General features: G+C 43.6%; 20 protein-coding genes. 2 read left to right on the forward strand and 18 right to left on the reverse strand.

The genetic code is table 11. The annotated features are described in order from the left end of the window. Positions 1–73 precede the first annotated feature (73 nt). The 17 genes from rpsE to rplC all read right to left on the reverse strand — a co-directional run bounded on the left by rpsE (position 74) and on the right by rplC (position 9,063). Complete coding sequence (gene rpsE, locus PN497_RS07215; RefSeq protein ID WP_096570382.1) at positions 74–598, reverse strand: 30S ribosomal protein S5; 525 nt, start codon at positions 596–598, stop codon at positions 74–76. Between the two features lie 112 nt (positions 599–710). Further along, on the reverse strand, positions 711–1,073 hold the full coding sequence (gene rplR / locus PN497_RS07220; RefSeq protein ID WP_096570380.1) for a 50S ribosomal protein L18: 363 nt from the start codon (positions 1,071–1,073) through the stop codon (positions 711–713). A gap of 2 nt (positions 1,074–1,075) precedes the next feature. Next, positions 1,076–1,624, reverse strand: a complete 549-nt coding sequence (gene rplF, locus PN497_RS07225; protein WP_096570378.1) for a 50S ribosomal protein L6 — start codon at positions 1,622–1,624, stop codon at positions 1,076–1,078. Between the two features lie 135 nt (positions 1,625–1,759). Further along, positions 1,760–2,161 carry a 30S ribosomal protein S8 gene (rpsH, locus tag PN497_RS07230; RefSeq protein WP_096570376.1) on the reverse strand — a complete coding sequence of 134 codons (402 nt, stop codon included), beginning with the start codon at positions 2,159–2,161 and terminating at the stop codon, positions 1,760–1,762. A 20-nt stretch (positions 2,162–2,181) separates the two neighbouring features. Then, a complete protein-coding gene (gene rplE / locus PN497_RS07235; RefSeq protein ID WP_096570375.1) occupies positions 2,182–2,730 on the reverse strand; it encodes a 50S ribosomal protein L5 in 549 nt (182 codons plus the stop codon). Between the two features lie 118 nt (positions 2,731–2,848). After that, positions 2,849–3,196 carry a 50S ribosomal protein L24 gene (gene rplX / locus PN497_RS07240; protein WP_096570373.1) on the reverse strand — a complete coding sequence of 116 codons (348 nt, stop codon included), beginning with the start codon at positions 3,194–3,196 and terminating at the stop codon, positions 2,849–2,851. Continuing rightward, the gene (gene rplN / locus PN497_RS07245) at positions 3,196–3,564 is read right to left on the reverse strand and encodes a 50S ribosomal protein L14 (protein WP_096570371.1); all 369 of its coding nucleotides are present in this window, start codon (positions 3,562–3,564) and stop codon (positions 3,196–3,198) included. The genes rplX and rplN overlap by 1 nt, the downstream gene beginning before the upstream one ends. A gap of 43 nt (positions 3,565–3,607) precedes the next feature. Continuing rightward, complete coding sequence (gene rpsQ, locus PN497_RS07250) at positions 3,608–3,859, reverse strand: 30S ribosomal protein S17 (protein ID WP_096570369.1); 252 nt, start codon at positions 3,857–3,859, stop codon at positions 3,608–3,610. Between the two features lie 6 nt (positions 3,860–3,865). Further along, entirely contained in the window at positions 3,866–4,093 is a 228-nt protein-coding gene (gene rpmC / locus PN497_RS07255; RefSeq protein ID WP_096570367.1) for a 50S ribosomal protein L29, read from the reverse strand. 3 nt (positions 4,094–4,096) lie between these two features. Beyond that, positions 4,097–4,522, reverse strand: a complete 426-nt coding sequence (rplP, locus tag PN497_RS07260; protein ID WP_096570365.1) for a 50S ribosomal protein L16 — start codon at positions 4,520–4,522, stop codon at positions 4,097–4,099. A 108-nt stretch (positions 4,523–4,630) separates the two neighbouring features. After that, positions 4,631–5,383: a 30S ribosomal protein S3 gene (rpsC, locus tag PN497_RS07265; protein ID WP_096570363.1), complete on the reverse strand. Its 753-nt coding sequence runs from the start codon at positions 5,381–5,383 to the stop codon at positions 4,631–4,633. Positions 5,384–5,451: 68 nt separating this feature from the next. After that, entirely contained in the window at positions 5,452–5,814 is a 363-nt protein-coding gene (rplV, locus tag PN497_RS07270) for a 50S ribosomal protein L22 (RefSeq protein WP_096570361.1), read from the reverse strand. Positions 5,815–5,972: 158 nt separating this feature from the next. Next, positions 5,973–6,251: a 30S ribosomal protein S19 gene (gene rpsS, locus PN497_RS07275; RefSeq protein WP_096570360.1), complete on the reverse strand. Its 279-nt coding sequence runs from the start codon at positions 6,249–6,251 to the stop codon at positions 5,973–5,975. 201 nt (positions 6,252–6,452) lie between these two features. Continuing rightward, positions 6,453–7,316, reverse strand: coding sequence for a 50S ribosomal protein L2 (gene rplB, locus PN497_RS07280; RefSeq protein ID WP_096570357.1), 864 nt, complete (start codon positions 7,314–7,316; stop codon positions 6,453–6,455). Between the two features lie 109 nt (positions 7,317–7,425). Then, positions 7,426–7,740: a 50S ribosomal protein L23 gene (locus PN497_RS07285; RefSeq protein WP_096570355.1), complete on the reverse strand. Its 315-nt coding sequence runs from the start codon at positions 7,738–7,740 to the stop codon at positions 7,426–7,428. Then, positions 7,733–8,365, reverse strand: coding sequence for a 50S ribosomal protein L4 (rplD, locus tag PN497_RS07290; RefSeq protein ID WP_096570353.1), 633 nt, complete (start codon positions 8,363–8,365; stop codon positions 7,733–7,735). The genes PN497_RS07285 and rplD overlap by 8 nt, the downstream gene beginning before the upstream one ends. Before the next feature lie 59 nt (positions 8,366–8,424). After that, positions 8,425–9,063, reverse strand: coding sequence for a 50S ribosomal protein L3 (rplC, locus tag PN497_RS07295; protein ID WP_096570351.1), 639 nt, complete (start codon positions 9,061–9,063; stop codon positions 8,425–8,427). A gap of 819 nt (positions 9,064–9,882) precedes the next feature. Between rplC and ndhN the strand changes: the two genes are divergently transcribed. Beyond that, on the forward strand, positions 9,883–10,359 hold the full coding sequence (gene ndhN / locus PN497_RS07300; protein WP_096570348.1) for an NAD(P)H-quinone oxidoreductase subunit N: 477 nt from the start codon (positions 9,883–9,885) through the stop codon (positions 10,357–10,359). Between the two features lie 199 nt (positions 10,360–10,558). Further along, entirely contained in the window at positions 10,559–11,098 is a 540-nt protein-coding gene (locus PN497_RS07305; protein WP_096570346.1) for a DUF3172 domain-containing protein, read from the forward strand. A gap of 136 nt (positions 11,099–11,234) precedes the next feature. On the opposite strand, the gene PN497_RS07310 is transcribed toward PN497_RS07305, so the two are convergent. After that, a complete protein-coding gene (locus PN497_RS07310) occupies positions 11,235–11,999 on the reverse strand; it encodes an AMIN domain-containing protein (protein ID WP_096570344.1) in 765 nt (254 codons plus the stop codon). Positions 12,000–12,065: the final 66 nt, after the last annotated feature.

Below are 12,065 nucleotides of genomic sequence, written 5' to 3' on the forward strand. Positions count from 1 at the left end.
GATTTTAGATTTGGGATTGATAATCTCGTTGTGCTTATGGATTTTATATTAAAAATCCAATCTCAAAGCGTTACTAAATATAGAGATTCTCTACAGCAATACCCCTATCTTCAGCGACTTCCGCGAATGTCCGCAGTGTAGATAGAGCATTAACAGCGGCTCTAGCATTATTCAGAGGATTACTAGAGCCTAATTGTTTAGCGAGAACATTACGTACCCCTGCTAACTCTAATACAGTCCGTACTGCACCCCCGGCGATTACACCTGTACCGGGTGCGGCTGGACGCATGATCACTTTAGCACCACCGCCGATACCATCAATAGGATGAGGAATAGAGTTAGATTTGGTGATAGGAATTTCAATCAGATGTTTTTTGCCATCTGCCACACCTTTTTTAACTGCCCCGATCACATCAGAAGCTTTACCCACTCCTACACCAACTTGCCCGCGTTCGTTACCAACGATGACAATTGCCCGGAAGCTAAGTTTTTTACCACCTTTAACCACTTTACTAACACGACGGATTTGAATTACCCGTTCTTGCCAGTTGGTTTCTTCTTTTTTTGCTTTACTTGCTTTACGACGACCCGTTGCCATAATTCATGCTCTCTCAACGTTAGCTGTCATTGGTCATTAGTCAATTGCCAGTTGCCAGTTTTCAGTTTTCAGTTATTACTGTTACCTGTTACCTGTTCCCTGACAGATGACTTTAGAAATCTAAACCTGCTTCGCGTGCTGCTTCAGCTAGTGCTTTGATGCGACCATGATAGAGGTTACCACCGCGATCAAAAACGACTTTGGTAATACCTTTTTCTAAGGAACGCACTGCTATCAACTTACCAACTTGCGCTGAGGCATCACAGTTAGCACCAGAAGCTAAGTTAGATTTCAACTCTGGTTCTACAGTTGATGCTGCGACAATGGTTTGATGTTGTGTATCATCAATGACTTGAGCATAAATATGCTCATTAGACCGGAATACAGCTAACCGTGGGCGTTCTTGGGAACCGCTAACTTTACCACGCACGCGCCGATGACGACGCTGTTTTGATTCTCTGCGAGTGAGTTTCATATTTACTTCTTACCTTTACCACCAGTCTTACCAGCTTTGCGTCTGACCACTTCACCGGCGTAGCGAATACCTTTACCTTTGTAGGGTTCAGGTGGACGGACAGCACGAATTTTAGCTGCTGTGTTACCTACCACTTCTTTGTCATAGCCACTGACGATGACATTGGTGTTATTTTCTACAGCAAACTGAATTCCGTCTGGTGGTTCAATTTGTACCTGATGGCTATAACCGATATTCAATACAAGGTTACGACCTTGAACTTGGGCGCGATAACCAACCCCTTGAATTTCCAAGCGCCGTTGAAAACCTTGGGATACTCCTTCAACCATGTTGGCAACCAGGGTACGGCTTAGACCGTGCATTTGTCTGGAAGTACGGGTTTCATCCCGACGAGTTACCAACAAAGTTTCGCCTTCCTGAGAAACTATGACATTGGCGGGTAGATCACGGGAAAGTTCTCCCTTTGGACCTTTTACCACTACCTTTGTGCCATCTATCGCCACTTGTACTTTGGCGGGAACAGTAATTGGACGTTTACCAATACGAGACATGACTTAATTTTGTCCTTTGTCAGTTATGAGTTGTGAGTACGAGAATGAGTCGTGGTTAATAACCCTGAAAAAATTCTGAACTCCTGAACTCCTGATAGCGAAGCGTGGCGTTAGCCATACTCCTGATCTTCTTGATTACCAAACGTAGCAAAGCACTTCACCACCCAAGTTCTGACGACGCGCTTCACGGTCGGTCATAATCCCACTGGATGTAGAAATAATGGCAATACCGATGCCACCTAGCACTCTTGGTAATTCTTTTCTGTTAGAGTAAACCCGCAAACCAGGTTTACTTACACGCTTCAGTGCTGTAATTAAGGGTTGGCGATTTTTACCTTTGTATTTCAGGGAAATTACTAAGTTACGCTTGACCCCTTCTCCGGCTTCTGAAACTTCAGAAATAAAGCCTTCTTGTTGTAGTACCTTGGCAATACTACGAGTCATTTTTGTCGCTGGCACTTGTGTTGTTTGATGCCTTGCCAGGTTAGCATTGCGGATGCGCGTCAGCATATCTGCAATTGTGTCGTTAGCCGCCATCGTTCCCTCTTTAGATGAACTTATTGATCGCGAAAGGGCATTCCCATTTCTTTAAGTAAGGCACGACCCTCTTCGTCGTTTTTCGCTGTGGTAATGATAGAGATATCTAAACCACGGATTTGATCGATGCTGTCGTACTCGACTTCTGGAAAAATTAGCTGTTCTCGTACACCTAGAGTATAGTTACCTCGCCCATCAAAGCTTTTGGGGCTAACACCACGAAAGTCGCGGATTCTAGGTAATGCGAGGCTGATCAGACGGTCGAGAAAGGCATACATCCGTTCGCCTCTGAGAGTCACCATGATGCCAACAGGCATACCTTGACGAATTTTGAAGCCAGCAATCGCCTTTTTTGCTCTTGTCACTACTGGTTTTTGACCAGTAATCAGGGCAATTTCGTTTAAAGATGCTTCTAATGCTTTAGCATTTTGAGCAGCTTCACCCAAACCCCGGTTAACAGTGATTTTCACCACTTTAGGTACTTGATGTACGTTAGTGTACTGAAACTGTTGGGTTAGTTTGGGGACAATTGTCTCTTGATATACAGTTTTGAGTCTAGTTGTCGCCATAGTTATTTGTCCTGATTATCCCTGGGCTTGGTCAGGGAATTTTAGATTTTGGATTTTAGATTTTGGATTGAATATCTTTAAATCTACTCAAATCTAAAATCTCAACCTGGTTACAGGCTTATTTATCTAAAATCTCACCTGTTTTTTTCAACATTCTCACTTTCTTCCCTTCAGCGGTGAAAGTGTAGCAGACACGACTAGCGACGTTTTGCTTAGTGGAGTAGAGCATCACATTGGAACTATGAACAGGATACTCTTGGTTAACAATCTGACCAGACTCACCTTCTTGCTGAGGTTTAACGTGCTTGGTCTTAATGTTGACACCTTTAACAATAACTTTGCTGTCTTGGGGTAGTGCTTTAATCACTTCTCCCACTTTGCCTTTATCTTTACCGGCTATCACTTGTACAGTGTCGCCGGTTTTGACGTGCATTTTATGAAACACTTTAGGTTTTGGCTTTGCCATTACAGCACCTCCGGCGCGAGAGAAACTATTTTGGTAAAGTTTTTATCGCGTAATTCCCGTGCCACTGGTCCAAACACCCGTGTACCTCTGGGATTGCCATCTTTGTTGATGATGACTGCGGCATTATCATCAAAACGAATGCTCATACCACTGTCACGATTAATACTTTTCTTGGTGCGAACAATTACTGCTTCCACAACATCAGACTTTTTAACAGCCATGTTGGGGTTAGACTCTTTCACAACAGCGATAATTTTATCGCCTACGCCACCATAGCGACGATTACCTGCGCCTAATACGCGGATGCACATGAGTTTTTTGGCACCGCTATTATCTGCGACATTCAGATAAGTTTGGGGTTGAATCACAACTTAGTCTCCCGGTTAGAGTTGTTAATTTTCTAACAACCATTTATGTTGTAGCTTTAGCGTTAAGGATTTCTGTAACTTGCCAACGCTTAGTTTTGCTCAGGGGTCGAGTTTCCTGAATCCGCACGCGATCGCCCACTTTGCAGTTATTATCTTCATCGTGAGCCTTATAGCGCCGGGTTTGAACTACGATTTTGCCGTACTTGGGGTGAGGAGCTCGGTTTTCTACAGCGACAACCACGGTTTTTTGCATTTTATCGCTCACTACCAAGCCAACTCGTTCTTTGACTGCCATAATCTCCTACTTTGCTTCTTGAGTCGATTGACTTGCTGCCCGTTTCCGTTCTCCCTCTACTGTCAACAGTTGAGCTAGGCGATGGCGGGCGTGTCTAAACTGGTGAGGTTTTTCTAGCTGTCTAGTGGCTTTTTGCAAGCGTAATTGAAATAGTTGTTTCTTAACAGCGACTATTTCCTCAGCTAGTTTTTCATCACTTAATTCTCTAGCTTCTGAAATCTTGGGAAGAGCCATAACCTATTCTTGCTCCTGTGGTTGAGAGCGCACAATAAACTTAGTTTTGATGGGCAACTTATAAGCCGCCAATCTCATAGCTTCACGAGCTATTTCTTCGGATACACCAGCGATTTCAAACAAAATCCGACCTGGTTTAACTACAGCTACCCAAAATTCGGGATTACCTTTACCGGAACCCATCCGGGTTTCTGCAGGACGCATGGTAACGGGTTTATCTGGGAAAATGCGAATCCAGATTTTACCACCCCGGCGAATGTAACGAGTCATTGCCCGACGAGAAGCTTCGATTTGCCGGGAAGTAATCCAACATGGCTCTTGGGCTTGCAGAGCAAAATCCCCAAAGTTCAGGGTACTGCCACGGTGTGCTAGACCCTCCATGCGTCCGCGTTGTTGTTTGCGGAATTTCGTTCTTTTAGGACTTAACATGGTTTGCTAATTGGTAATTGGTAATCGGTAGTCGGTGATTGGTAATCGGTAATTGGTAATCGGTAATTGGCTTTTTACTGTCACCTGTCACCTCTCACCTGTCACCTATTACGCTTCATTTGAACGGTCTTCAAATTGTTGGCGACGGCGTTTTTGGTCACGACGACGGGGTTCGCGCTCCCTTCCTGATGGTTGTGGCGCTTCTTCTTGTCCAGGGATAATCTCGCCCTTGAATACCCAAACCTTGATACCCAAAATTCCGTAAATTGTTTGGGCTGTGCAGTAGGAATAATCAATGTCAGCACGCAGTGTATGTAAAGGTACTCTACCTTCACGAGTCCACTCTGTCCGGGCAATTTCCGCACCATTGAGGCGACCACCCACTTGAACTTTAATTCCTTGTACTCCGGCTCTTTGGGCGCGTTGAATCGCTTGGCGCACTACCCGACGGAAGGAAACACGGCGTTCTAATTGTTGAGCGATGTATTCGGCAATTAAATAAGCATCAGCATCAACTTTTTGCACTTCCACAACGTTAATGCGAATTTGCCGTTGACCACCTAACAAGTCTTGCAGTCCGGTACGCAGTGATTCTATACCTTGTCCACCCCGACCTACTACCACACCTGGTCTAGCTGTCCGTAACTCTAAGTCGATTTGGTCAGCTTTGCGCTCAATACGTATTTCGGAAATACCAGCGTTATTTTGAGCGGTTCTTCCCAGTTTTTTTTCTATGTATTGACGGAGTTTGTGGTCTTCTTGCAGCAGTGCTGGATAACGGTCAGGAACTGCGAACCAACGGGATTGATGTTCTTGTGTAATACCCAGACGAAAACCGACTGGATGAATTTTCTGTCCCACAAATGCTTCCTCTAAAATTTCTTACTGTACGCAATTAGTTGTGGCTGTATGAGTGCTTATTTGGCTGCTTATTTAGCAGCAGTAGCACCTGCACCGACAGCAACAGTAATATGACAGGTCGGTTTGCGGATTTGATAAGCTCTTCCTTGCGCTCTGGGTTGGAACCGTTTTAAAACTGGACCTTGGTCAGCATAAGCTTGAGTAATTACCAATTCTGCCCGATCTAAACCTGCATTGTGTTCAGCATTAGCGGCCGCACTTCTTAACACCTTTAATACTGGTTCACAGGCGCGGTAGGGCATAAATTCCAGGATGATTAGTGCTTCCCGATATGAACGCCCCCGGATTTGATCCAGTACACGACGCACTTTGTAGGGAGAAATGCGGATATAACGAGCGATCGCTTTAACTTCTGTAGTATCAGTTGCCATAATTTTCTCTGTTTTGGTCAGTGGGAATAGGAGTTCAGGAGTATGGCTTACGCCACGCTTCGCTATCAGGAGTTCAGAATTCCACGCATCAATTATTCTTTAACTTCCGCATTTTCTCTGTCACCTGTCACCTGTCACCTGTCACCTTTTACCAATGACTATCTCCCCGATTTTTTATCACTCTTACCATGACCTCTGTAGGTGCGGGTTGGAGCAAATTCTCCCAACTTATGTCCTACCATTTGTTCGTTCACAAATACGGGAACGTGCTGTTTACCATTGTGTACAGCGATGGTATGACCCACCATAACGGGTATGATTGTTGAAGCTCTCGACCAAGTTTTGATGACTTGCTTTTCGTTTTTCTCGTTCAGCTTTTCGATTTTGCTGAGTAAGTGATCAGCAACGAAAGGACCTTTTTTTAAAGAACGACCCATAGTTCAATTTTTGATTTTTGATTTTGCGGAAAGTCGGAGCGGCGGTTTCCGCCGATCAGAACTTTTCAATACGGATTTTGGATTGATAATTTCGGATTTTGGATGATTCAAGCTACTTGTCAAGACTTCTGTTATTTTCATAATTTTGCAGATGCCCACAAGTTAACTGAATCTAAAATCCAAAATTTAAAATCTAAAATTCTAAGACTGACGACCGCCACGACCCCGTTTAGAGGACTTACGGCGACGACGGACAATTAATTTAGTGCTGGCTTTTTTGCGCTTGCGGGTCTTAGCACCTAACGCTGGTTTACCCCAAGGTGTCACAGGACCTGATCTACCAATGGGCGCTCTACCTTCACCACCACCATGTGGGTGGTCTACTGGGTTCATGACGCTACCTCTAACCTTAGGACGGCGACCTTTCCAGCGATTCCGTCCGGCTTTACCAGCACTCAGGTTTCTCGCGTCGGTGTTGCCTACTTGTCCGATGGTGGCGTAACATTCTTTACGTATCATGCGAACTTCACCAGAAGGTAATTTCAATGTCACATAGTTACCTTCTTTAGCCACAACTTGGGCTGTTGCACCAGCAGCACGGACAATTTGACCGCCTTTACCTGCTGTCAGTTCTACGTTGTGAACGTTAGTACCCAAGGGAATGTTAGACAGAGGCAGGGCATTACCATCTTCAAAAGGTGCTTCAGATCCAGCAATAATTTTTGCGCCTACTTTCAAGCCATTGGGATGTAATATATACCGCTTTTCGCCATCTTCGTACTGGACTAAGGCGATTCGCGCATTCCGGTTAGGATCATATTCAATTGCTGTAACTGTAGCTGCTATATTCCGTTTATCTCTCTTAAAGTCGATAATCCGGTATAGTTTCTTGTGTCCGCCTCCCCGACGACGGCTGGTTATCCGCCCTTGATTATTCCGACCTTTGGCACGATGTACTGATTCAGTTAGTGATTTTTCTGGCTCAGTTTTGGTGATTTCCGCAAAGTCGGAGATTGTAACTTGGCGAGTACTGGGGGTATAAGGGCGATAAGAACGAGTACCCATAAACGATTTGCTTTGCTAATTGGTAATTGGTGATTGGTGATTGGTGATTGGTGATTGGTGATTGGTAATCAATACCTTTCTCAATTCCTGATCCGCCATTCGCCAATTTTTAAACATCTGGGAAGAGAACTTGTCTGATTTTGTCTTCGTCCCCAGCGGCGACGGTAACAATCGCTTTTTTGTACTGAGGCTTGAAGCCGATAAATTTACCTACACGGCGTTTTTTACGTGGTGGTAAGGTGGTGTTAACCTTAACAACTTTGACTGCAAATAAGTCTTCAATTGCCGCTTTAATCTGTGTCTTGGTTGATTTAGGAGTTACTTCAAATGTGTATTTGTTTTGCTCCATGAGGATGGTCGCTTTCTCGGTGAGAATAGGACGACGCACCAAGTCGGGTAGGTTGCGGGGGTCAAAGTTAGGCACTGTAGACCTCCTGAATTTTTGTTAAAGCTGAGGATGTAACTACAATTTTGCCGGCGTGCAGTAAATCAAATACATTTAACTGATCAGCTGCAATTACTTTTAAATTTTCTACATTGCGGGCTGATAAATTCACGTTTTCCGCGATCTCAGACAAAATTAACAAGGTTTTTTGCTCTGGGACTGCTCCCCAACGGGCTAATGCTGCTACCAATTCTTTGGTTTTGGGGCGTTGTAGTTCGTTGCTAAATTCTTCTACAACTATTAAATCTTCTGCACGACTAACAAAGGCTGTCCTCAGTGCTAAACGTCTTTCTTTACGGTTGAGTTTGATGTTGAAATCTCTGGGTTTAGGTCCAAAGATCACACCACCACCACGCCATAATGGTGAACGAATAGAACCTGCACGGGCGCGACCGGTGCCTTTTTGTCTCCAAGGTTTGCGTCCTCCACCTCGTACTTCTGAACGGGTTTTGGTGCTGACTGTACCTTGGCGAGAATTAGTCATTTGTCTGACGAGGGCGCGGTGTACTATGTGCGCCGCTGTTTCTTCTTTGGCAACTCGCAACTCGAAGCTGGTCTGACCAACTTCTTCGCCTTGCCAATTTTTAACTACACTCTCAACCATGTTTGTGTCCTTTGTTAGTGGTCAGTTGTCAGTTAATGCTGACAGCTAATCAACTAAAACTATTTATTACCAACTTTGTTTGTGGGTACTACGTTCACTAAGCCGCCTGGTTTGCCAGGAATCGCGCCTTTAACCAGGATCAGGTTGCGTTCTGCATCTACTTTGACTACGGTCAGTTTGCGAATTGTAACGCGAGTTCCGCCTAGTCTGCCTGCCATCCGTTTTCCAGGATAAACACGACCAGGGGTTGTACCTGCACCGATAGAACCGGGCGCTCTATGGTTTTTGGAACCGTGTGACATGGGTCCGCGTCCGAAGTTGTTACGCTTCTGGTTGCCGGCAAAACCACGACCGATACTTGTACCGATTACGTCTACAATTTGACCTTCACTAAAAATATCTGCTTTAATTTCTTGTCCTAAAGCATATTCACTGGCTGTATCAGTACGATACTCGTTCAAATGCCGCAATGCTGGGGCAGATGATTTTGCCAAGTGTCCTAGTTTCGGTTGATTCAATGCCTTGGGTTTAACTTCGCCATAGCCAACTTGAATGGCGGAGTAACCGTCGGTCTGTTTTGTTTTAACTTGTGTGACAGTGCATGGACCTGCTTTGATTACGGTGACAGGAATAGCTACTCCTGCTTCGTCAAAGATTTGGGTCATGCCCAGCTTGGTGCCGAGAATACCTACAGACACAGTAACTGGTTCTCCTTATCTAGTTGCTGACCTGGAAATCGGATTTCTAAGAGACAAGTTTCTTAACGTCATTGTGAAGATTCTATCTCCGCAAATTTGGACTGGCGTTTGACAGTGCAAATTTTTGATGACGCAACAAACTGTTTGTCTACTGTTAGGTGAATCCGTCTATTGTTTCACTTTCTTGTCCACCAGAACAGTGATAATTACCTTTTTTATGGGAAGGTATTATTTCTGGTATCAATGCAAGACGCTATTGCTTTGCGTTTTTGTGCAGCAATGCTTTCGTCTAAGCCATTGCTCTGGCACTCTCCGTTGGTAGTAGGACTTAAATGGATGTTTCCATTCAGTATCCATTTCCTGAAAACTGCTGTTCAGGCTCTACTGCTTTTAATACCTTAAACTATTGTTTGAGGATTTGCCTTGTTTTAGGGGCTGCGGGAGTGAACTCGGACTGAAGCTTGGTTTTGGCTGTGGGTTATGAGCCTCTAGCTTCTTGTTTTGACCTAAATGCTTTTCTAGTTTACCAGTCTCTTGCTCTTTTCTACCAGATATTGCTGGAAGATTGTTTTTCAGTCATCAATCACTGATGCTGTTTTTGCTTGAGGTTGCTAATTTAGAAAGTTACCTGATTTTACAGTTTGGTCACAATCTAACAATATAATATATTAAGTTGTGTTTGTCCAGTGGTTTATGGGGAAGATTTTTTTTGAGAGGGGTTGATGCTGGATGTTGATAAAATTCTATAACTTAACTTAACTTAATCTACCATCCAAAGGTAAATAATAGAAATATCTAAGTGAAATAAGACGAAAATCTATGGCACTAATTACCACTGGCAGGGGTTTCATCCGGGATTTGGAGAAATTTGGCTCTTTAGGTGTATTTGTTCCGTTGGAGGGAGGCCACGAAGGTCGCTATCGCCGTCGTTTACGCGCTGCGGGCTATGTTAACCTCCATATTACAGCTAGAGGTTTGGGAGATGTGGCGGCCTATTTGATGGGAGTTCATGGTGTGAGACCTCCCCATCTAGGTAAAAAAAGCACTGGTAGCGGTGCAGCAGTGGGTGATGTGTATTATCTACCACCTTTGATTGGTTCTCATTTGGAACAACTACCTCCTAAGTCTAAGGGTTTATTGCTGTGGATTATTGAGGGCAATATTCTTTCTGATCAGGAAGTGGAATATTTAGCGAACTTGCCGAAATTAGAACCACGGGTGAAAGTGGTAATTGAACGGGGTGGCGATCGCTATTTCCGTTGGACTTCACTGGAAAAAACTCTGTTAGCTAGTTAGTTAATGGTTAATGGTCAGTGGTCAGTTGTTTTTTGGCTGACTGCTGACTCTAAATACACTTCTAGGAGTTCAGTGAGCGTAGTCGAACTGGTGAAACAGGAAGAAAAAGCCAACTTTTGTTAGCATTAGTTAGCTTTTTTGTATCGGAGATAAGAAACCACTCCCTCCTCAAAATTGGCGTGAAGGTGATCAAGCAAAAATGAGACGTAAATCAACTGTTAGGTCAGCTACTACTACTAAACCCTCTATTTTCCAATCTCCTATCTTTAATTTCACCACTATTGCCGTTTTGGGAGGGGTGTTGATTTTAGGTATTGGGATTGGTATTGCATTTAGTTCTACAACTACTTTAACTCCATCTAATGTGGCTTCCCGTGAATTTATTGATACTAAAGCACCAAACCCGGAAATTTGTGTGCAATATGGGGCTAGTGCGATGGTGATGGATGCGAGATTATTTGTCACTCTGAACCCCTTTAATGTCTATGTTGCCCAGCCTAGTATTCGTCCTGGATGTGTAATCCGTCAAAATAACTGGGCTATTTTAGAAAATAAAAGACTTGTGACTTCTGATCAGGTGAGAGAGTGTAAAAATCGCCTGAATACTTTTGGCTTTACTGGTGACTTGGATAGTGAGAAGCCAGATATTAGGTGTATATATCAAAACGAATCTGCTCAGAATTTCTTCTTATCTCAACCGGGTGCTGTTGCACCAACGCAGGAAACAGAAAGATTCTAGGAGAAGGAGTTCAAGGAGTCAGGAGGCAGAATAATTTTAGATTTTAGATTTTAGATTTTAGATTGAAGTTGACAAAAACAATCCAAAATCCAAAATCCAAAATCTTTTCATTGTATCCCCAGTCACCAGTCACCAGTCACCAGTTAGTGGTTGGTATGGGTTGGCCAAATTCGATAATAGGAACGCTAAAATTTTGATTTGAATAATTCTGTGAATTAGGAATATTTGCAGAAGAATTAGGAATTGTAATCATATTGGTGTTTTCTGAAGAGTTGGCAGAATTGGCGGGGATGATGGTTAAGTTGGATAATCGAGAGGGGTTTTGAGAATTTAGGGATGGTGCTGTAACTAAAGGTTGTTGGTTGGTGGGTAAGTTGGTGGTTGGTGGTGGCAGAGTCATTAAAGATGATGGAGATGGTTGATTGCTGTTAGTGGTGTTATGATGGGAGAATATGGGGCGTAATACCCAGCGCGTGGGGTTTTTTGGGAAAGCGGGTTGCAGTTTTACTTTGCTGACATCGACAAAAGTTCCTGGTTTTAAGTCAATGACTAGGCGGGTGATGTGTGGGCTAAATTGGGAAACGCGAATTTTCTGGATTGTTCCAGAATAGCTTTTTTGGGTGTTGACATTGCCTAATTGGGTGTTAGGCAAATCTACAACTAGACGGGGGGGTTGATCCAGGTAGAAATACTCTGGTTTTGTATTTGCGGAAAGGGTAATTTCTAGCTGTTGGGATTTGGGGTTAAGTTGCCATTTGTTGAGTGTTACTTTTGATTTTGGTAAATTGGCAATTGCCAGATTAATGCAAGTATTTAGGGTTATTGTTGTAGATAATAACAATAAGCTGATCTTCAAAAGATTGGATGGTAAAACTTGCCTGGTTTTGAGTAGACTTTTCATATTTTAGATGTTGTTGATGATTGGTGATTACGAATTACGTTCGCGCAGCGTGCCGGAGGCACTATT

This window comes from Sphaerospermopsis kisseleviana CS-549 (assembly GCF_028329225.1).
Lineage (GTDB): Bacteria > Cyanobacteriota > Cyanobacteriia > Cyanobacteriales > Nostocaceae > Sphaerospermopsis > Sphaerospermopsis kisseleviana.